We start from the raw sequence: 20,707 nt of genomic DNA on the forward strand, positions 1-20,707 counted from the left end.
AAGCGCTATTATTGTTTTTCCAGCCGTGCGTAATAAAAGCCATCAGTATGACCTGGCAGCAGTTGCAAGCCAGGCGTGTCTGGTGTGTCCTGGTCGTGCAATGGCGTGAGTTGAGCATCCGCCGTGCGTGATAAAAACGCTGCGACTTGCTCTGCGTTTTCCTGAGGCAACACGGAGCAGGTCGCATACACTAAGGTACCGCCGGGCTTGAGTAATGGCCAGATTGCATCCAGAATACTGGCCTGTAAAGTTGCGAGCTCATCAATGTCGGTGGCGCGACGCAACCATTTGATGTCCGGGTGTCGACGGATCACGCCAGTTGCTGAGCAGGGCACATCTAATAAAATGCGATCGAACTGTTCACCTTGCCACCAGGTATCTGGTGCGGCCGCATTGGCTTCAAGGCACTGCGCACTGAGATGCAGACGCTGCAGGTTTTCGTCAACGCGTTTCAGGCGCTCACCATCGGCATCCAAAGCAATCACATTGGCATCGGCTAATTCGAGAATATGACAGGTTTTGCCTCCTGGTGCGGCACAGGCATCCAGAATATGCTCGCCGTCTTGTGGTGCAAGCAAACGGGCGGCCATTTGCGCTGCTGCATCTTGCACTGAGCTGGCACCTTGAGCAAACTCAGGCAATTGTTGAACATCAACAGGTTTGGTCAGCAAAATGCCATCTGCAAAGTCCGCATCCAGGGTATGAGCAATGCCTTGTGCATCAAGACGCTCTGCATAATCTGCTGTGGTTGATTGACGCTGGTTAACGCGTAGCCACATAGGTGCCTGTTGCTGATTGGCTGTTAAAATTTCTTCCCACTGCTGTGGGTAAGCGGCTTGCAGTTTCTTAATGAACCAGCCCGGGTGGTTGTACCGACAGACCGGGATTGCATTGGCGCTGGCTTCTAACGTGTCCTGAGCACGTTGGAAGTTACGTAGTACTGCGTTGATTAGCCCCTTCAAACCTGGTGCCTGTAGTTTATTGGCTGCATTGACCGTTTCTGCCACTGCGGCGTGAGCAGGCACGCGCATATGTTGCAACTGATAAATACCCACGTATAACAAAAACTGGAATACCCGGTTTTTACCTTTGAGTGGTTGCTCGAGCAATTGCTGGCAATAGTGTTCCAGACTGGGCAGGTGGCGTAAAACGCCATAGCAGATCTGTTGCAACAGGGCGCGATCTTTCACTGGCAGCTGACGGCTGGCATAAGGCAGTTGGGTTGTCAGGGACTGGCCTTTATCAACGACCTGAAACAGAGTTTGCGCGGCGAGCGCGCGTACATTGGCCATCAGGCACCCACCTGGCTACCGGGGGCTACCCAGTCGCTGCGGCCATTCAGGAAGTCTTGTGCCGACATGGGCTTTTTACCTTGCGGTTGGAGCTGTGTGATGGTCAGTGCTTGCTCACCACAGGCGATAGTGATCCCGTTCTTGTCTGCGCTGAGTACTTGTCCGGGTGTGCCTTTATTAGAGACAACCTGGGCTTGCCAAATTTTAACTGTCTGGCCCTGCATCTGGGTGTAGCATACTGGCCAGGGGTTAAAGGCGCGAATGTTACGCTCAATTTGCAGTGCGTCTAGTTGCCAGTCAATATTGGCTTCTTCTTTAGAGAGCTTTTTGGCGTAATTGGCCTGGGCGTCATCCTGTGGCTCGGCGTTCAGCGTGCCAGCAGCCAGTTTATCCAATGTGGCAACCAGCGCGTCCGGTCCGAGCTCGGCCAGCTTGTTATACAGGCTGGCACTGGTTTCGTCTTCATCAATCGGGCAGGTAGCGATGTGCAGCATGTCGCCGGTGTCCAAGCCTTCATCCATTTGCATAATGGTCACGCCGGTTTCTTTATCGCCTGCCCAGATGGCACGTTGGATTGGGGCTGCACCACGCCAGCGTGGCAGAATTGAACCATGGACATTCAGACAGCCCAAACGAGGTGTGTCCAGAATGGCTTTAGGCAACAGTAGGCCATACGCTACCACCACCATTACGTCGGCATTCAGTGCAGCAAGTTCAGCCTGTGCGTCGTCAGACTTGAGTGATTGTGGTTGGTAGACGGGCAGATCGTGTTCCAGTGCCAGAGTTTTCACTTCGCTGGCTTTGAGTTTTTTACCGCGGCCGGCGGGGCGGTCTGGTTGGCTGTAAACAGCGACAACGTCATGATGTGATGCGATCAGTGCAGCCAAATGCTTGGCAGCAAAATCCGGGGTGCCCGCAAAGACAATACGCAGAGATTTGCTCACTTGAGGTTCCAGTTAGGTAGTATATTGATAGTCGATAACGACACGCTTACGCGCGTGCCGCCAGTTTGGCTTCTTTTTCGATTTTTTTGCGGATCCGCTGGCGTTTTAGCGGCGACAAGTAATCGATGAACAACTTGCCCTGCAGGTGGTCTAGTTCGTGTTGCACACACACGGCCAGTAAGCCGTCGGCGTCAAACTCATAGTTTTCACCATGCTCGTTAAGTGCTTTAACCGTCACCGTTTCTGCGCGATCCACTTTGGCATAGGAGTAAGGCACTGATAAGCAGCCTTCTTCACTGATGGTAGAGCCATCTTTTGCGATGATTTCCGGGTTGATCAACACACGCGGTTCGTCGCGCTCTTCTGAGACATCGATCACCACAATACGCTGGTGAATGTCTACCTGCGTAGCAGCAAGGCCAATACCATTTTCTTCATACATAGTTTCCAGCATGTCTGCGACGATCTGACGGATCTCGTCATTTACTTCGGCAACCGGTTTTGCAACCGTGCGCAAACGTTCATCTGGAAAACTCAGTACTGCTAACTTAGCCATAGATACCTTTTACACTTGAATTAAATGGGGTAATGTATGCTCTTATTTTAGCCATTCACGTTCCCCTTTAACAGGTTTTGGTGGATAATATCGAAAAATAACTCAAGGAAGCCTGCATGAAATCTCATATTGCCGCCCTTTTGCTGGCAACGAGTGCTGTTTTTCCTGCCCTAGCACAAACGCTGGCGGTAAAAACCAGTGCGCCCGAGCGTTATGTTGTTAAGAAAGGGGATACCCTTTGGGATATTTCTAGTCTGTATCTGAACAGTCCCTGGAAGTGGCCTGCATTGTGGCAGTGGAATCCACAGATCAAGAACCCGCATCTGATTTATCCGGGGGACGTGTTATCGCTACATTACGACAGCGAGGGTAATCCGCGTCTAAGCCTGGCTAAAGGGGTACGTCGGTTGTCCCCTCAGGTTCGTGTTGTAAGCGATAAAAATCAGGCCATACCTACCTTGCCATTGGCGGTAATGGAACCGTTTATGCGCTTTGAACAAGCGATGGCTGAAGGCGACTTTGCGCAATTGCCTATGGTGCTGGGGTCAAACTTTAATTATAAAATGAACATAGAAGGACACCTTTTATATGTAAAAGGGGATCTCCCCCGGGGTGGCAACTATGGTATCTACCGCAAAGGAGATGCTTACCGTGACCCGGATAACGGCGCGATATTGGCCTATGAGTCGATTCTGGTCGGAACGGGCCGGGTGATAAGGACTGGCAACATTGAGGCAGGTCAGCCAAGCACGGTAAAAATAGAATCAGTGCGCCGGGAAGTGAAACCCAGTGATGTGTTGATGCCCATCTCCAGCGGGCAAAGTTACTCGGCTAACTTTAAAATGACTCAGCCTGCTCAGGCCATTTCTGGCAATATCATTGCTAGCAGTAATAAACTGCGAGAATTCAGTACCATGGCGGTGGTGGTTATCGACTTAGGTCGTAAAGATGACCTGCAAGAGGGGAATGTACTTGCAATTCATCGTCAGTCTCCTACAGTGATTGAAAGTGACGCGGGCCCAAGTTATGTCGAGGATGCCAGCAGCCTGGATAAGGTGATCACCGAAGTTAGCGAATGGTTTGGTGAAGGGAATGACGAAGACAGCGTCGTCTGGCATATGCCACAGGAAAAAGTGGGTGAACTGATGCTGTTTAAAGTATATGACAACATTAGTTATGCCATGGTCACTAAGACCCGACAGCCCGTAAGAGTGGGAGATTCAGTTAGCAGTCGTTAATCTTCCTCGCCTAAATAAAGCTGATTGAATTAAGCACAGTAACTGGACAGGCTCAAGGAGGGAGCATGACAACACTGGATTTACGGCACAGTCTGGCACTGAGACTATGCCCAGGGTTGGGGAGTCGCACACTGGAGCGCGCGACTCAACACCTCTCACCTGCCGAACTCTTTGTTGCCACCGCCACCACATTGCGCGAGTTTGGGCTATCTCAGGATGCTGTTCATTATCTGCAAGCGCCAGACTGGCATAAGATAGATACTCTGATACAGCAATGTATTGCGCAGCATATTCAGTTAGTTGGTTATTTTGATACTGCGTATCCCCCGCTGTTAAAACAGATCAGTAGTGCCCCCTTGATGTTATTTTGCAAAGGACGATTGTCTTTGCTGTCTCAACCACAAATTGCCATTGTTGGTAGTCGTAACGCCACAGCCACCGGATTAGATATTGCCCGGGAGTTTGGTCGCTCGCTCAGTGACGTGGGTATGGCGGTGACCTCAGGTCTGGCAAGAGGCATAGATGGCGCGGCTCATCAGGGGGCGTTGAGTCAGGGGGGACCGACTTTGGCTGTGCTTGGCACCGGTGTTGATGTGATTTATCCGCGACGACATCTTCACTTGTATCAGCAGGTGGCTGAGCAGGGCCTGTTGATCAGCGAGTTTTTGCCTGGGAGTCAGCCCAGAGCCGAGCACTTTCCACGTCGTAATCGCATTATTTCCGGACTGTCGTTGGGGGTGCTTGTGGTTGAAGCTGAAATAAAAAGTGGCTCTTTGATCACCGCGCGTTATGCTCTGGAGCAGAACAAAGAAGTGTTTGCTGTGCCCGGGTCGATCAGAAACCCCTTGTCTCAGGGGTGTCATTATCTGTTAAAAGAGGGCGCAAAACTCACCGAGCGAGTTGATGATATTCTCGAAGAGGTAAGATTTTTCTCCGAAAACGGTCTATATATAGTAGAAAGTGATAAACAACAGGAGCACTGCCCCGTATTGCAACATCTCGGCTTTGAGGTAACCAGTGTAGATACCTTATCGCAGAGGACCCAGTGGCCAGTAGAAAGGGTGCTTGCCAGACTGCTGGACCTTGAGCTTGAAGACAAAGTAGAACGCGTACTAGACGGCTACATCAAATTAGCGAGGGGTTAATTATGTTTGATATCCTAATGTATTTATTCGAAAACTATATTCACAGCGAAGCGGATATCTTCGTCGAACAAAACGAACTCACAGATGAACTGGTCGGGGCCGGTTTTAATCAAGACGAGATTTACAAAGCACTGGACTGGCTTGAACAACTGGCCGATTTACAACAATCTGATGAAATTCCCTATTTAAACGCCCGCCCGGATAGCGCGATCCGGATCTACACTGAGCAAGAATGTGCCATGCTGGACATCGAATGTCGGGGCTTTCTGATGTTTGTTGAGCAAATCGGGGTGATAGATAGCACCACGCGTGAAATGGTCATTGACCGTTTATGCGCGTTGGATAAGAAGGCCATCTGTCTGGACGATCTGAAGTGGGTGATCCTAATGGTACTGTTTAATGTCCCCGGTAAAGAGCATGCCTATGCGCAGATGGAAGACCTGATCTTTGAAGAGCCAACCGGCCCGTTGCACTGAGTTTCTCTTATTCTATCCCGAAAGGCGATGTCGTTAAGTCAGGCAGATTGCCTGACTGACGTAACTGTGTTCCTTATATCACGTTCCCTTGATACTATTATGGGCGCAAACCAAAGGGGTGAAGTGGACGGGGACTTGTTATGAGTAAAATAGATCATTCATTGTTTAATGCAGACCAGCATGCCCTGGAACGGGAATATGAAGTGTGTCCTAAATGTGGCTCCGAATTGGTGATCAAACACAGTAAATCAGGTCCTTTCCTTGGATGTGCCAGCTATCCGGCGTGCGATTATATTCGCGCCATCGCCCACCATGATAACCACGACATTAAGGTGCTTGAAGACAGTGCCTGTCCTTTATGTAGCGAACCTTTAGTGGTGCGCAATGGCCGTTATGGGATGTTTATTGGCTGTACCGGCTATCCTCAGTGTCATTATATTGCTCATGATGAAGAGCCGGAAGAAGCGCCTGGTCCGCCTTGCCCCAAATGCCACAAAGGCACATTACATAAACGTAAAAATAAGTATGGCAAGTTTTTTTACGCCTGCGATACCTATCCACAATGCAAGTATAGCGTTAACCATCCACCGATAGCACATCCTTGTGAGGCCTGTGGCTGGCCCGTCATGGTGCAAAAACACCGGGGTGGAAAAGCTGTGCTACAATGCCCGCAGAAAGTTTGTCAGCATACAATTGAGGAGCCTCAGTGAGCGAACAAGACACGCAACGCCAGTTACCCCAAAATGCCGTCGAAGCATTACAGCAAGGGGGGCTGATCTGTTACCCGACCGAAGCGATTTTTGGTCTGGGCTGTGATCCCGATAACGAACAAGCCGTCCATGCGCTGTTAGCACTGAAAGACCGCCCGGTAGAGAAAGGGCTGATCCTGATCGCCGATAATTTTGCACAGTGCCTGCCGTACGTTGATGACAGTAAAATTCCGCAGGATAAACGTGCCGAAATATTTTCCTCCTGGCCAGGCCCTGTGACCTGGTTGTTGCCAGTCAAGGCGACAGCCCCAGAGTGGGTGACCGGCGGCAACCCAAGCATTGCAATTAGAGTGACCGATCACCCTGTCGTTAAACAGCTGTGTCAGACATTTGGTAAACCGATTGTTTCTACTAGTGCGAATTTTAGCGGCGAAGAGCCAGCCAAGACGCTGGCTGAGGCTGAGGCTGCTTTTGGTGATCGAGTGGCATTTTATCAGTCGGGCGAATTGGGTAAGCAAACCAGCCCAAGTCAGATCCGTGATGCCCTGAGTGGCAAAATCATAAGGAGTTAACGACCTTGAGTCAGGTGAACTTAGAGTCCGTTAAAGCGTTCTTACTCGCCCTGCAGGACGAAATATGCCAGGGTCTGGAGCAAGCGGATGGCAGTGGCAAGTTTATAGAAGATGCGTGGCAGCGCGAAGAAGGCGGCGGTGGTCGTACTCGTGTGATGCGTGACGGTGCAGTAATCGAGCAGGGGGGAGTAAACTTCTCCCATGTTTATGGCGCGTCAATGCCAGCATCCGCAACAGCACATCGGCCTGAACTGGCGGGGCGCAGCTTCCATGCCTGTGGTGTGTCTTTGGTGATCCACCCCAAAAATCCACACATCCCAACCAGTCACGCGAATGTGCGTTTCTTCATTGCCGAAAAAGAAGGTGAAGAACCCATCTGGTGGTTCGGTGGTGGGTTTGACTTGACGCCTTTCTATCCTGTACTGGAAGATGTTAAGCACTGGCATAGTGTGGCTAAGGCACTGTGTACGCCGTTTGGTGAGCAGGTCTATGATGAGCATAAAAAGTGGTGTGATGATTATTTCTATCTTAAACACCGTAAAGAAACCCGGGGTGTGGGTGGCTTGTTCTTTGATGACCTAAACCAGTGGGGTTTTAATACCAGCTTTGAATATATGCAGGCGGTTGGCAAAGGTTTCCTGAAAGCGTATGTGCCTATCATGGAGAAGCGCAAAGACACGCCATTCAATGAAGCACAACGTCAGTTCCAGTTATATCGTCGTGGTCGCTATGTGGAGTTTAACCTGGTCTGGGACCGGGGTACTTTGTTTGGTCTGCAAACGGGTGGGCGAACAGAGTCAATCCTGATGTCTATGCCACCATTAGCTCGCTGGGAATATGACTTTACGCCAGCCGATGATTCGCCAGAGGCTATGCTGTATAAGCATTTCCTGCGTCCGCGAGACTGGTTGGCAATGACCTCGTTAGAGGACTAGCTCAATGACTTAATAAAAAAGGCGCCGACGGCGCCTTTTTTATTTCAGGACCCGGTTATTCAAGCCGGAAGCTGCGTACTTGCTCATCTAAAGAGCGGGCCAGTTCAAGTAGGTTTTCACTGATCTGCTTGCTGCCATGAGCATCAATCAAAGATTGCTCTGCGTTGTCACGAATAGCGACCACACTCTGATTGATCTCCTCTGCGGCCAGATTCTGTTGCTCCGTCGCATCGGCAATTTGCACATTCAGTGCGTTAATCTCATGCATCTGATTAGAAATATCTTTGAGTGCCTGTGCCACCTGTTTCACTTGCATGGCGCGATCATCGGCTTCCTCACAAGACGCACTCATGGCGCTCACGGTTTGCGCTGCTTCGTTTTGCAGCTTGTCGATGGTGCGTTTGATTTCGTCCGTTGAGTCATGCGTGCGGGTCGCAAGGGTACGGACTTCGTCGGCAACCACAGCAAACCCGCGGCCTGCTTCTCCGGCACGCGCCGCTTCGATAGCCGCATTCAGCGCCAGCAAGTTAGTTTGTTCGGCAATACTGCTGATCACTTCCAGGACTTTACCTACCTCTAAGGTCTGAGTCTGCAGCTGACTGACCTGATCGGCTGCCTGGCGTACATCACGTGCCAGCTGATTGATGCTCTGCTCCGTATGTTCCGCAACCGCCATGCTTTGCTCGGCCAGGTGATTACTGCTATCGGACTTTTCAGAAGCAAAGTGGGTGGTATTCTTTACCTCGCTGGACGAGCTTTCCAGTTCATTGATAGCGGCAGCGACTGAATCAGTGCCTTGTTTCTGTTCCTGAATGGCCTGCTCTGTGGTGTCAGCAGCGTTGTAGATTTGCTCAGCTGATTGGATCAGGACATGGGATGAGGCTGATACCTGGGCAATGTTATCTTTAAATGAGGCCATCATCTTGTTGAAGTTAATGGCTAGCCGACCCAGTTCATCGTCTATAGTATCGTCGATACGTAATGACAGGTCCTTATTCTGGGTGGCCAGGCGCATCGTACGACCCAGTGTTTTCAGTCGGACAATAAAGAGCTTACGGAAGATGATACCCAGAATGACAAAGGTGGTGGCAAAGATGCCGGTCAGCAAGCCTGTGCTGATCCAGGTGTTATTGTGTACGGTATCGTCAATGTCTTCGAGTGAGTAACTAATGCGCACCGCACCCAGCACCTCACCTTCTTGTGCCTGATGACACCCTAAGCAGTTAGTCCCTTTATAGTTTTCTCTTGCCACCATTGGCTTAAGGTAGGTCATGATACGCTTGCCGTCACGCTGTTCAATGACCAGTGTTTCCTCACCTTGTAATGCCGCCCGCTCCACGTCGCTGGTGGGTTGCTGGTTAGGATTACCCATGCCATATAGCTTGTTAATTTTATCGCCCCGAATGATATGCGCATCTTCAATATTATCGTGATTGCGCATCTTATCGCTGAGGATCTCACGGTTTGCCATGGTGCCCGTGAGCATCATGGTGTTGATCGAATCGAAATAGTTGTCTGCCAATAAGCGAATATTGGTCTCGACGGTTTCTTCGGCCAGTTGTTTTTGTTGGCTGGAGTTACTTAGTATACTGGCGATGAGTACCAGCACGCCTGTAATGGCAAGTAACGCATAAATTTTATGTTGAATGGATTTCACACGCATCGCACCTTAAAAAAGCTGAGCCGTTATTATGCGTGTTTAGTAACCAGGCCAGTTTGACTTAGCGCAAAAAATTATTGCGCTAATTTAATATAAAATTAATACTTTAGTCGTGATTTATCATGTGAGTGGCTAATTGAGCCAGCGATTTTCGCAACCCTTCTCGTAACAAAGGGTTGTCCACTTCCAGATCCAGTGCCTTGTCCATGCAATACATCCACTGATCGCGCAGGTCTTTATTTATCGTAAACGGCATATGGCGCATTCTAAGTCTGGGGTGGCCATATTGCTCCGCAAACAAGTCTGGGCCACCCAGCCAGCCTGATAAAAACTCAAAAAACACCTGACGGATGCGATCCAAGGGTAATGGATGCATATCGTATAGAGGTTTTGCGTAAGGGTCACTTTCCATAATGTCATAGAAACGGTTAGCCAGTGCTCGGGTCCCAGTTTCACCGCCTATGATCTCGTAGGGTGTTTTCTCGGGCGTTGGTGCCTGGTGTGTTGTACCTGAGGATTGATTGTCACTTGCATCTTGGTTAAAGATACGTTTAATTAACTGCTTCATATAACATCACTATATAGTTAGGCTGTTCAATGGATAAATACGCGGTTTTTGGAAACCCAATTAAGCATTCTAAATCTCCTGCCATTCATACGCAATTTGCTGGTCAGTTTAATTCAGTCATCGAGTACCGGGCTATACTGGCCGAGCTCCCTGAGTTTGAAGCGGCCGTTACGACTTTTTTTGCCGAAGGAGGCTTGGGTGCAAATGTCACGCTGCCTTTTAAAGAGCGAGCATATCAATTGGCCGGGCAGTTGACGGAACGGGCTCAATTAGCCGGTGCGGTCAATACTTTGTTGCCGCAACCAGATGGGGCATTGCTGGGTGATAATACAGATGGTGCAGGACTCGTTGCTGACTTATTGCGTCATACCGAGACTTTATCAGGTGCCAGCATTCTGTTGATTGGTGCAGGAGGTGCTGCTCGCGGTTGTGTGTATCCGCTTTTGCAGGCCGGGGTAGCAAGTGTTGTGATTGCCAATCGCACCGCGGAAAAAGCGCAGCAACTTGCGCAGTTGTTTTCTGACTATGGCAATGTTCAGGGGGTGGCACTGAATGAGGTGCCTGTGCAGAGCTATGATCTGGTGATCAATTCAACGTCGTCGAGTGTGACAGGTCAAGTGCCTGATATCGACCCACAGCATGTGAGTACCTGTATGCTGGCATACGACATGTTCTACAGCGATCAGCAAACTGCCTTCTTAGCCTGGGTTGCTACTCACAATGCAGCAGCAGAGTGTGTAGATGGTATGGGGATGCTGGTAGGGCAGGCGGCTGAAGCGTTTGCCTTGTGGCGAGGCCAAACACCAGAGGTAGCGCCTGTGCTTAATGCAATGAAAGAGGGGAGCCTGTGAATCAGCAAATCCTAATCAATGATGATATTCACTACGATGAGACCCGGCAATGTTTGATTTTCACGGCCATGGTGTCGGGGATGCTGGTTTCTTGTGTGATTGCGACCTCCCTAACCAAACAACAGGCCCTCACGCACTTTAAAGCACATCAGTTTGATTATGAAATGCAAGCCGAGCAGCTAATAGAAGACGAGGCGTACTCGGCACAAGGAGAAATCGAGTTAGTCCAGCTCTGAGAGGTAGTCATCCTTTAGTTCGACATAGTTCTGCGCCGATGTTTTGAGAAACGCAATCTCCTGCTCGTTGAGTGGACGAGCTTGTTTAACCGGGCTGCCTACATACAGGTAGCCCGATTCAAGACGTTTATTAGGGGGGACTAAAGCACCGCCACCGATGATCACATCGTCCTCTACGACAACATTGTCCATAACTATCGCGCCCATACCGACCAGGATGCGATTACCCAGCTGGCAGCCATGTAACATCACTTTGTGACCAACGGTAACATCATCTCCAATGATCAAAGGGTAACCATCCGGGTTTCCAGCGCTTGATCGCGTAAGGTGCAATACACTGCCATCCTGAATATTGGTGCGTTGACCAATCCGGATATAATTGACATCGCCTCGTGCAGCCACTAAAGGCCAGACACTGCTGTGTTCACCCACTTCGATATCACCAACCAGAACGGCGCTTTCATCCACATACACGCCGGTGGCTAGTTTTGGGGTTTTGCCTTTATAACTTCTGCCTTTGTACTTATTTGTCATTTTAGTATCCCTTTTTTACCTGCTATTACCGATAGTCTCAGTGATAAGTCCCAGTGTAGAGCTTTGCCTTGTAGAACTCCAGCCTCAAAAAAGTGCAATATTGCATGTTTTACATTCACTTTTACTAGGTTTGGTGTGATTTTTGTCCGAACGCATTGTTTTTCTCACTTTTCTTCAAAAAAGGGGTTGCGCTGGGTTTCGATTTCCCTATAATGCGCATCCACCGACACGGGGCACAACGCTGAAAAGCAATGAGCCAACGAGTTGGGAGTCAAATAAAACTTGATTCTGAAATTTCTCAAAATTAAGTGTTGACATAAAATGGGAAGTGATTAGAATGCACAACCCTCAGCGCTAACAGCGCGGCGACATTGAGTCGCACCGGGTAACCGGATTATGTTCTTTAAAAATATGAAGCAATCATCTGTGTGGGCACTCGTACAGATTGAGTTCTAACAGCGAATTTCAGTTTACTGAATGACGCACAAAAATTTAGAGTCTCAACTGAACTGAGTGACTAACATAGTCAATTCGTTTTGATTTTACTTTTTTAAAAGTAGAAACAGACAAAATCAGAATTCATTGAGCATGGTTTGAAGTTTACTTCAAACAAAAAACTTTTAATTGAAGAGTTTGATCATGGCTCAGATTGAACGCTGGCGGCAGGCCTAACACATGCAAGTCGAGCGGTAACATTTCTAGCTTGCTAGAAGATGACGAGCGGCGGACGGGTGAGTAATGCTTGGGAACATGCCTTGAGGTGGGGGACAACCATTGGAAACGATGGCTAATACCGCATAATGTCTACGGACCAAAGGGGGCTTCGGCTCTCGCCTTTAGATTGGCCCAAGTGGGATTAGCTAGTTGGTGAGGTAACGGCTCACCAAGGCGACGATCCCTAGCTGGTTTGAGAGGATGATCAGCCACACTGGAACTGAGACACGGTCCAGACTCCTACGGGAGGCAGCAGTGGGGAATATTGCACAATGGGCGCAAGCCTGATGCAGCCATGCCGCGTGTGTGAAGAAGGCCTTCGGGTTGTAAAGCACTTTCAGTCAGGAGGAAAGGTTAGTAGTTAATACCTGCTAGCTGTGACGTTACTGACAGAAGAAGCACCGGCTAACTCCGTGCCAGCAGCCGCGGTAATACGGAGGGTGCGAGCGTTAATCGGAATTACTGGGCGTAAAGCGTACGCAGGCGGTTTGTTAAGCGAGATGTGAAAGCCCCGGGCTTAACCTGGGAACTGCATTTCGAACTGGCAAACTAGAGTGTGATAGAGGGTGGTAGAATTTCAGGTGTAGCGGTGAAATGCGTAGAGATCTGAAGGAATACCGATGGCGAAGGCAGCCACCTGGGTCAACACTGACGCTCATGTACGAAAGCGTGGGGAGCAAACAGGATTAGATACCCTGGTAGTCCACGCCGTAAACGATGTCTACTAGGAGCTGGGGTCTTCGGACAACTTTTCCAAAGCTAACGCATTAAGTAGACCGCCTGGGGAGTACGGCCGCAAGGTTAAAACTCAAATGAATTGACGGGGGCCCGCACAAGCGGTGGAGCATGTGGTTTAATTCGATGCAACGCGAAGAACCTTACCTACACTTGACATACAGAGAACTTACCAGAGATGGTTTGGTGCCTTCGGGAACTCTGATACAGGTGCTGCATGGCTGTCGTCAGCTCGTGTTGTGAGATGTTGGGTTAAGTCCCGCAACGAGCGCAACCCTTATCCTTAGTTGCCAGCGATTCGGTCGGGAACTCTAAGGAGACTGCCGGTGATAAACCGGAGGAAGGTGGGGACGACGTCAAGTCATCATGGCCCTTACGTGTAGGGCTACACACGTGCTACAATGGCATATACAGAGTGCTGCGAACTAGCGATAGTAAGCGAATCACTTAAAGTATGTCGTAGTCCGGATTGGAGTCTGCAACTCGACTCCATGAAGTCGGAATCGCTAGTAATCGCGGATCAGAATGCCGCGGTGAATACGTTCCCGGGCCTTGTACACACCGCCCGTCACACCATGGGAGTGGGTTGCTCCAGAAGTGGATAGCTTAACCTTCGGGAGGGCGTTCACCACGGAGTGATTCATGACTGGGGTGAAGTCGTAACAAGGTAGCCCTAGGGGAACCTGGGGCTGGATCACCTCCTTATCGACTTAGAACTAATTTGTTCGAAGTGTCCACACAGATGATTGTTGCTTGGTAAGGTAACTTACTGAGTGATATTGCTCTTTAAAAATTTGGAAAGCTGATATTAAATTCTCGGAATGACAATGAAAATTGTTGTTCTATAGAGTTTTCGAAAGAAAAATGCCGATTAATCATTTAGTGATTAATTAGCGTCTACTTTAGTATTACTTAACTTCTGGCGAAGTTAAAACTGTCTTTAGCAGTGCAATTCAAAACTATTTTGGGTTGTATGGTTAAGTGACTAAGCGTACACGGTGGATGCCTTGGCAGTTGGAGGCGATGAAGGACGTACTAACTTGCGATAAGCCTAGTTGAGCCAGTAAGAGGCACTTGAGACTAGGATTTCCGAATGGGGAAACCCGGCCCTTTGGGTCATCATGCAGTGAATACATAGCTGTATGAAGCGAACGCGGAGAACTGAAACATCTAAGTACCCGTAGGAAAAGAAATCAACCGAGATTCCGAAAGTAGCGGCGAGCGAAATCGGATTAGCCCTTAAGCTTTAATGTAGTTAGTGGAACATTCTGGAAAGTATGACGATACAGGGTGACAGTCCCGTACACGACAACTTATTTAAAGTGAAATCGAGTAGGTCGGAGCACGTGAAACTTTGACTGAATATGGGGGGACCATCCTCCAAGGCTAAATACTCCCAACTGACCGATAGTGAACCAGTACCGTGAGGGAAAGGCGAAAAGAACCCCTGTGAGGGGAGTGAAATAGAACCTGAAACCGTGTACGTACAAGCAGTAGGAGCCCCTCGAGGGTGACTGCGTACCTTTTGTATAATGGGTCAGCGACTTATATTCTGTAGCAAGGTTAACCATTTAGGGGAGCCGTAGCGAAAGCGAGTCTTAACTGGGCGCTTAAGTTGCAGGGTATAGACCCGAAACCCGGTGATCTAGCCATGGGCAGGTTGAAGGTCAGGTAACACTGACTGGAGGACCGAACCCACTAACGTTGAAAAGTTAGGGGATGACCTGTGGCTAGGAGTGAAAGGCTAATCAAACCGGGAGATAGCTGGTTCTCCCCGAAATCTATTTAGGTAGAGCCTCGGACGAATACTTACGGGGGTAGAGCACTGTTAAGGCTAGGGGGTCATCCCGACTTACCAACCCTTTGCAAACTCCGAATACCGTAAAGTACTATCCGGGAGACACACGGTGGGTGCTAACGTCCATCGTGGAGAGGGAAACAACCCAGACCGTCAGCTAAGGTCCCAAAGTGTATGTTAAGTGGGAAACGATGTGGGAAGGCTAAAACAGCTAGGAGGTTGGCTTAGAAGCAGCCATCCTTTAAAGAAAGCGTAATAGCTCACTAGTCGAGTCGGCCTGCGCGGAAGATGTAACGGGGCTAAACATACCACCGAAGCTACGGCTGCGAACTTAGTTCGCGGGGTAGGGGAGCGTTCTGTAAGCGGCTGAAGGTGAACTGTAAGGTTTGCTGGACGTATCAGAAGTGCGAATGCTGACATGAGTAACGATAATGCGGGTGAAAAACCCGCACGCCGGAAGACCAAGGGTTCCTATCCCATGTTAATCAGGGTAGGGTGAGTCGACCCCTAAGGCGAGGCTGAAGAGCGTAGTCGATGGGAAACGGGTTAATATTCCCGTACTTGGTATAAATGCGATGGGGGGACGGAGCAGGCTAGGCAAGCATGGCGTTGGTTGTCCATGTGAAAGGCTGTAGGCTGGTGACTTAGGAAAATCCGGGTCGCTAAGGCTGAGAGTCGAGACGAGCCACTACGGTGGTGAAGTTGTTGATGCCCTACTTCCAGGAAAAGCCTCTAAGCTTCAGTTTATATCGAATCGTACCCTAAACCGACACAGGTGGTCAGGTAGAGAATACTAAGGCGCTTGAGAGAACTCGGGTGAAGGAACTAGGCAAAATTGTACCGTAACTTCGGGAGAAGGTACGCTCTTACTTGTGAAGACTTCGCGTCGTAAGCAGGCGAGAGCCGCAGTGACCAGGTGGCTGGGACTGTTTATTAAAAACACAGCACTGTGCAAAATCGTAAGATGACGTATACGGTGTGACACCTGCCCGGTGCCGGAAGGTTAATTGATGGGGTTAGCTTAGGCGAAGCTCTTGATCGAAGCCCCGGTAAACGGCGGCCGTAACTATAACGGTCCTAAGGTAGCGAAATTCCTTGTCGGGTAAGTTCCGACCTGCACGAATGGTGTAACCATGGCCACGCTGTCTCCACCCGAGACTCAGTGAAATTGAAATCGCAGTGAAGATGCTGTGTACCCGCGGCTAGACGGAAAGACCCCGTGAACCTTTACTACAGCTTGGCACTGAACATTGACCCTACATGTGTAGGATAGGTGGGAGGCTTTGAAGCGCAGTCGCTAGATTGCGTGGAGCCGTCCTTGAAATACCACCCTTGTAGTGTTGATGTTCTAACTTAGGCCCCTAATCGGGGTTGAGGACAGTGCCTGGTGGGTAGTTTGACTGGGGCGGTCTCCTCCCAAAGAGTAACGGAGGAGCACGAAGGTTGGCTAAGTACGGTCGGACATCGTACGGTTAGTGTAATGGTAGAAGCCAGCTTAACTGCGAGACAGACACGTCGAGCAGGTACGAAAGTAGGTCATAGTGATCCGGTGGTTCTGAATGGAAGGGCCATCGCTCAACGGATAAAAGGTACTCCGGGGATAACAGGCTGATACCGCCCAAGAGTTCATATCGACGGCGGTGTTTGGCACCTCGATGTCGGCTCATCACATCCTGGGGCTGAAGTCGGTCCCAAGGGTATGGCTGTTCGCCATTTAAAGTGGTACGCGAGCTGGGTTTAGAACGTCGTGAGACAGTTCGGTCCCTATCTGCCGTGGGCGTTTGAGAATTGAGAGGGGCTGCTCCTAGTACGAGAGGACCGGAGTGGACGAACCGCTGGTGTTCGGGTTGTCATGCCAATGGCATTGCCCGGTAGCTACGTTCGGAATCGATAACCGCTGAAAGCATCTAAGCGGGAAGCGAGCCTCGAGATGAGTTCTCACTTTGACTTTAAGTCAACTGAAGGGCCGTTGAAGACTACAACGTTGATAGGCGAGATGTGGAAGTGGTGTGAGCCATTGAGCTAACTCGTACTAATTACCCGTGAGGCTTAACCATACAACGCCAAAGTGGTTTTGTTTGTTAGAAGTTAAGAATTAAAGTAGACGAAAGAATTTAATACGCTTTTCCAGATTTTAGTGAGATGTTGATAAACATCTTGCACACAGAATTTCCTGGTGAACATAGCATTTTGGAACCACCTGACTCCATGCCGAACTCAGTAGTGAAACGAAATAGCGCCGATGATAGTGTGGGGTTTCCCATGTGAAAGTAGGACATCGCCAGGGCCTAATAAAAGAAACCCGTTGCAGCAATGCAGCGGGTTTTTTGCTTTGTGCGATTTAAAAAGCGCCGATGAGCTGTAGCTGTAGATAGAATAGCATCGCCTATTCACCCATGAAGCTGGGTTGGATCGTAAAACTTGTACTGAACAACCTTTGGGGACACTTCCTTGTGGAGGGCTCCCGGCTCGGCGTCCATGCCTCGCGTTCATTGCGCCGCGAAGCGGTGCTTCGGTCGCAATTCACCCATGAATATCATCGACATTCGTACTTCCATGTACGTCAAACCCGTTGCAGCAATGCGACGGGTTTTTTGCTTTGTGCGATTTAAAAAAGTTGTATAACTTCCCGATCATAAACCCCACACCACCGTCATCCCGCACTTGATGCGGGAACTGCTCACAGGCCACACGGCGACTATGAATGACACGTCGACCAGGCAATCACTGCCAAGCGGCTAATTAATACCAATTTCACTTAATACCTGGTCTATTTGAAGGAGCAAATAGGACGCTAACGGCGTTAAAAATTTCTTATTTAGAACAACTAAATAGCAAAATTTTTGCCTTGTTATCGACCCTATTTTCTCGCCTCAAAATAGATCACTTAATTAAGCAAATTGGTATAAGTTATTTTCGCCCTGTGCATCTATGTAACCATATATCCAGATATCTCTTATGACGAACAACGCTGAAGTTTTCTTCAGGTTTAGGCAACACCAAGAAAATGGTTGAACAAAATCCCGCACTTGATGCGGGAACTATTAACAGGTCACATGATGAGTATGAATGACACATCGACCTGACAATGATTACCCGACACGTAATTAGGTTATTTTCGCCCATGTCTATTCATGCAACCATGTATCTATATATCGAGTGATGCCAGCAGCGCTGAAGTTTCCTTAGCCACCAACTGCAATGATTAATAACACCTCCAAAAGATTCTATAAGATCCTACATCGAGTGCAGGACGACGACACTGTGGCGTCAGGTGCGAAATAGAATTAGGATGATTTGATGCTGCTACCAGGAGATCGCTTGCTTGTTATATTGTTTATTATTGAGCTAGTAAAGAAATGCAATGACGCCCTCGCGATTAAACTTTTCTAGTTTATTTATTATATGAGTTTCTAATACTCCCGGCAGAGGACGATACTGAAAGCTGGCTGTGAGCAATATGGTCGGTGTAATGACGTAATTATGTGATCTTATCCACAGTGTGGTGTGTATATCTTGTTTTTAATTTATGTATATTCTGAGGGTGAAAGTAGAGGTCATTTTATTAATAAAAAAAGAGAAAAAAGGGGTTGCAATGGTTTTCGATTTCCCTATAATGCGCATCCACCGACACGGAGCACAACGCTGAAAAGCAACGAGTTAAGTGAAGGGAAAGCCAAACGGAAAGCTTAATTAAGAAAAATTAAATTTTCTAGTTGACTTTAAAAGTGAAGCGGTTAATATGGCGCTCCACTTCGCAGCGAGGCTGCGGTAACTAACGAAGTTTAGTTACATAGTTCTTTAAAAATATGAAGCAATCATCTGTGTGGGCACTCGTACAGATTGAGTTCTAACAGCGAATTTCAGTTTACTGAATGACGCACAAAAATTTAGAGTCTCAACTGAACTGAGTGACCAACAGAATAAACATAGTTTATTCAGCACAGTCAATTCGATTCGAAAGAATCAAAATCAGAATTCATTGAGCACGAATCTTCGGATTCAAAAAACTTTTAATTGAAGAGTTTGATCATGGCTCAGATTGAACGCTGGCGGCAGGCCTAACACATGCAAGTCGAGCGGTAACATTTCTAGCTTGCTAGAAGATGACGAGCGGCGGACGGGTGAGTAATGCTTGGGAACATGCCTTGAGGTGGGGGACAACCATTGGAAACGATGGCTAATACCGCATAATGTCTACGGACCAAAGGGGGCTTCGGCTCTCGCCTTTAGATTGGCCCAAGTGGGATTAGCTAGTTGGTGAGGTAACGGCTCACCAAGGCGACGATCCCTAGCTGGTTTGAGAGGATGATCAGCCACACTGGAACTGAGACACGGTCCAGACTCCTACGGGAGGCAGCAGTGGGGAATATTGCACAATGGGCGCAAGCCTGATGCAGCCATGCCGCGTGTGTGAAGAAGGCCTTCGGGTTGTAAAGCACTTTCAGTCAGGAGGAAAGGTTAGTAGTTAATACCTGCTAGCTGTGACGTTACTGACAGAAGAAGCACCGGCTAACTCCGTGCCAGCAGCCGCGGTAATACGGAGGGTGCGAGCGTTAATCGGAATTACTGGGCGTAAAGCGTACGCAGGCGGTTTGTTAAGCGAGATGTGAAAGCCCCGGGCTTAACCTGGGAACTGCATTTCGAACTGGCAAACTAGAGTGTGATAGAGGGTGGTAGAATTTCAGGTGTAGCGGTGAAATGCGTAGAGATCTGAAGGAATACCGATGGCGAAGGCAGCCACCTGGGTCAACACTGACGCTCATGTACGAAAGCGTGGGGAGCAAACAGGATTAGATACCCTGGTAGTCCACGCCGTAAACGATGTCTACTAGGAGCTGGGGTCTTCGGACAACTTTTCCAAAGCTAACGCATTAAGTAGACCGCCTGGGGAGTACGGCCGCAAGGTTAAAACTCAAATGAATTGACGGGGGCCCGCACAAGCGGTGGAGCATGTGGTTTAATTCGATGCAACGCGAAGAACCTTACCTACACTTGACATACAGAGAACTTACCAGAGATGGTTTGGTGCCTTCGGGAACTCTGATACAGGTGCTGCATGGCTGTCGTCAGCTCGTGTTGTGAGATGTTGGGTTAAGTCCCGCAACGAGCGCAACCCTTATCCTTAGTTGCCAGCGATTCGGTCGGGAACTCTAAGGAGACTGCCGGTGATAAACCGGAGGAAGGTGGGGACGACGTCAAGTCATCATGGCCCTTACGTGTAGGGCTACACACGTGCTACAATGGCATATACAGAGTGCTGCGAACTAGCGATAGTAAGCGAATCACTTAAAGTATGTCGTAGTCCGGATTGGAGTCTGCAACTCGACTCCATGAAGTCGGAATCGCTAGTAATCGCGGATCAGAATGCCGCGGTGAATACGTTCCCGGGCCTTGTACACACCGCCCGTCACACCATGGGAGTGGGTTGCTCCAGAAGTGGATAGCTTAACCTTCGGGAGGGCGTTCACCACGGAGTGATTCATGACTGGGGTGAAGTCGTAACAAGGTAGCCCTAGGGGAACCTGGGGCTGGATCACCTCCTTATCGACTTAGAACTGATTTGTTCGAAGTGTCCACACAGATGATTGTTGCTTGGTAAGGTAACTTACTGAGTGATATTGCTCTTTAAAAATTTGGAAAGCTGATATTAAATTCTCGGAATGACAATGAAAATTGTTGTTCTATAGAGTTTTCGAAAGAAAAATGCCGATAAATTCGAGAGAATTTATTAGCGTCTACT

Annotated in this window: 14 protein-coding genes and 4 rRNA genes; 12 read left to right on the plus strand and 6 right to left on the minus strand. The window is 49.0% G+C overall.

Annotation, left to right across the window (positions count from 1 at the left end; genetic code table 11):
- Positions 1 to 8: 8 nt before the first annotated feature.
- The 3 genes from rsmB to def are packed head-to-tail and all read right to left on the minus strand — an operon-like array spanning position 9 to position 2,792.
- Positions 9 to 1,292 (minus strand): 16S rRNA (cytosine(967)-C(5))-methyltransferase RsmB, encoded by a 1,284-nt coding sequence (gene rsmB / locus CWC22_RS00095; RefSeq protein ID WP_125561195.1) that lies wholly within the window; start codon positions 1,290 to 1,292, stop codon positions 9 to 11.
- Positions 1,292 to 2,236 (minus strand): methionyl-tRNA formyltransferase, encoded by a 945-nt coding sequence (fmt, locus tag CWC22_RS00100; protein ID WP_138536337.1) that lies wholly within the window; start codon positions 2,234 to 2,236, stop codon positions 1,292 to 1,294. The genes rsmB and fmt overlap by 1 nt, the downstream gene beginning before the upstream one ends.
- A gap of 46 nt (positions 2,237 to 2,282) precedes the next feature.
- Positions 2,283 to 2,792: a peptide deformylase gene (def, locus tag CWC22_RS00105; RefSeq protein ID WP_125561199.1), complete on the minus strand. Its 510-nt coding sequence runs from the start codon at positions 2,790 to 2,792 to the stop codon at positions 2,283 to 2,285.
- Positions 2,793 to 2,908: 116 nt separating this feature from the next.
- Between def and CWC22_RS00110 the strand changes: the two genes are divergently transcribed.
- From CWC22_RS00110 to hemF, 6 genes are all read left to right on the plus strand, one after another.
- Entirely contained in the window at positions 2,909 to 4,030 is a 1,122-nt protein-coding gene (locus tag CWC22_RS00110) for a LysM peptidoglycan-binding domain-containing protein (protein ID WP_138536339.1), read from the plus strand.
- A gap of 65 nt (positions 4,031 to 4,095) precedes the next feature.
- Positions 4,096 to 5,175, plus strand: coding sequence for a DNA-processing protein DprA (gene dprA / locus CWC22_RS00115; RefSeq protein WP_138536341.1), 1,080 nt, complete (start codon positions 4,096 to 4,098; stop codon positions 5,173 to 5,175).
- A gap of 2 nt (positions 5,176 to 5,177) precedes the next feature.
- Positions 5,178 to 5,651: a DUF494 family protein gene (locus CWC22_RS00120; protein ID WP_010384823.1), complete on the plus strand. Its 474-nt coding sequence runs from the start codon at positions 5,178 to 5,180 to the stop codon at positions 5,649 to 5,651.
- Positions 5,652 to 5,791: 140 nt separating this feature from the next.
- On the plus strand, positions 5,792 to 6,361 hold the full coding sequence (locus tag CWC22_RS00125; RefSeq protein WP_125561205.1) for a type I DNA topoisomerase: 570 nt from the start codon (positions 5,792 to 5,794) through the stop codon (positions 6,359 to 6,361).
- Positions 6,358 to 6,933: a Sua5/YciO/YrdC/YwlC family protein gene (locus CWC22_RS00130; protein WP_138536343.1), complete on the plus strand. Its 576-nt coding sequence runs from the start codon at positions 6,358 to 6,360 to the stop codon at positions 6,931 to 6,933. The genes CWC22_RS00125 and CWC22_RS00130 overlap by 4 nt, the downstream gene beginning before the upstream one ends.
- Before the next feature lie 5 nt (positions 6,934 to 6,938).
- Positions 6,939 to 7,868 carry an oxygen-dependent coproporphyrinogen oxidase gene (hemF, locus tag CWC22_RS00135; RefSeq protein WP_138536345.1) on the plus strand — a complete coding sequence of 310 codons (930 nt, stop codon included), beginning with the start codon at positions 6,939 to 6,941 and terminating at the stop codon, positions 7,866 to 7,868.
- Positions 7,869 to 7,923: 55 nt separating this feature from the next.
- Here hemF and CWC22_RS00140 read toward each other — a convergent pair whose 3' ends face one another.
- A complete protein-coding gene (locus CWC22_RS00140; RefSeq protein ID WP_125561211.1) occupies positions 7,924 to 9,531 on the minus strand; it encodes a methyl-accepting chemotaxis protein in 1,608 nt (535 codons plus the stop codon).
- A 103-nt stretch (positions 9,532 to 9,634) separates the two neighbouring features.
- Entirely contained in the window at positions 9,635 to 10,096 is a 462-nt protein-coding gene (locus tag CWC22_RS00145) for a group II truncated hemoglobin (RefSeq protein ID WP_125561213.1), read from the minus strand.
- Between the two features lie 29 nt (positions 10,097 to 10,125).
- Here CWC22_RS00145 and aroE point away from each other — a divergent pair, with 29 nt between their 5' ends.
- Positions 10,126 to 10,947: a shikimate dehydrogenase gene (aroE, locus tag CWC22_RS00150; RefSeq protein WP_125561215.1), complete on the plus strand. Its 822-nt coding sequence runs from the start codon at positions 10,126 to 10,128 to the stop codon at positions 10,945 to 10,947.
- Complete coding sequence (locus tag CWC22_RS00155) at positions 10,944 to 11,183, plus strand: DUF1488 domain-containing protein (RefSeq protein ID WP_125561217.1); 240 nt, start codon at positions 10,944 to 10,946, stop codon at positions 11,181 to 11,183. The genes aroE and CWC22_RS00155 overlap by 4 nt, the downstream gene beginning before the upstream one ends.
- On the opposite strand, the gene CWC22_RS00160 is transcribed toward CWC22_RS00155, so the two are convergent.
- Positions 11,169 to 11,717, minus strand: a complete 549-nt coding sequence (locus tag CWC22_RS00160) for a gamma carbonic anhydrase family protein (protein WP_125561220.1) — start codon at positions 11,715 to 11,717, stop codon at positions 11,169 to 11,171. The genes CWC22_RS00155 and CWC22_RS00160 overlap by 15 nt on opposite strands.
- A gap of 621 nt (positions 11,718 to 12,338) precedes the next feature.
- On the opposite strand from CWC22_RS00160, the gene CWC22_RS00165 reads away from it, so the two are divergent.
- From CWC22_RS00165 to CWC22_RS00180, 4 genes are all read left to right on the plus strand, one after another.
- Positions 12,339 to 13,871 (plus strand): 16S ribosomal RNA (locus tag CWC22_RS00165).
- A gap of 270 nt (positions 13,872 to 14,141) precedes the next feature.
- A 23S ribosomal RNA gene (locus CWC22_RS00170) occupies positions 14,142 to 17,021 on the plus strand.
- A gap of 115 nt (positions 17,022 to 17,136) precedes the next feature.
- Positions 17,137 to 17,251 (plus strand): 5S ribosomal RNA (gene rrf / locus CWC22_RS00175).
- A 1,727-nt stretch (positions 17,252 to 18,978) separates the two neighbouring features.
- Positions 18,979 to 20,511 (plus strand): 16S ribosomal RNA (locus CWC22_RS00180).
- The 16S, 23S and 5S rRNA genes sit together here, the layout of an rRNA operon.
- Positions 20,512 to 20,707: the final 196 nt, after the last annotated feature.

This window comes from Pseudoalteromonas rubra (assembly GCF_005886805.2).
In the GTDB taxonomy this organism is placed as follows: domain Bacteria; phylum Pseudomonadota; class Gammaproteobacteria; order Enterobacterales; family Alteromonadaceae; genus Pseudoalteromonas; species Pseudoalteromonas rubra_D.

What these genes read in the sequence shown, in the direction of transcription:
- rsmB (WP_125561195.1), bottom strand. Translation starts at nt 1,292, where the DNA reads ATGGCCAATGTACGCGCGCTCGCCGCGCAAACTCTGTTTCAGGTCGTT.
- aroE (WP_125561215.1), top strand. Translation starts at nt 10,126, where the DNA reads ATGGATAAATACGCGGTTTTTGGAAACCCAATTAAGCATTCTAAATCT.
- dprA (WP_138536341.1), top strand. Translation starts at nt 4,096, where the DNA reads ATGACAACACTGGATTTACGGCACAGTCTGGCACTGAGACTATGCCCA.
- CWC22_RS00125 (WP_125561205.1), top strand. Translation starts at nt 5,792, where the DNA reads ATGAGTAAAATAGATCATTCATTGTTTAATGCAGACCAGCATGCCCTG.
- CWC22_RS00145 (WP_125561213.1), bottom strand. Translation starts at nt 10,096, where the DNA reads ATGAAGCAGTTAATTAAACGTATCTTTAACCAAGATGCAAGTGACAAT.
- def (WP_125561199.1), bottom strand. Translation starts at nt 2,792, where the DNA reads ATGGCTAAGTTAGCAGTACTGAGTTTTCCAGATGAACGTTTGCGCACG.
- CWC22_RS00120 (WP_010384823.1), top strand. Translation starts at nt 5,178, where the DNA reads ATGTTTGATATCCTAATGTATTTATTCGAAAACTATATTCACAGCGAA.
- CWC22_RS00160 (WP_125561220.1), bottom strand. Translation starts at nt 11,717, where the DNA reads ATGACAAATAAGTACAAAGGCAGAAGTTATAAAGGCAAAACCCCAAAA.
- CWC22_RS00110 (WP_138536339.1), top strand. Translation starts at nt 2,909, where the DNA reads ATGAAATCTCATATTGCCGCCCTTTTGCTGGCAACGAGTGCTGTTTTT.
- CWC22_RS00140 (WP_125561211.1), bottom strand. Translation starts at nt 9,531, where the DNA reads ATGCGTGTGAAATCCATTCAACATAAAATTTATGCGTTACTTGCCATT.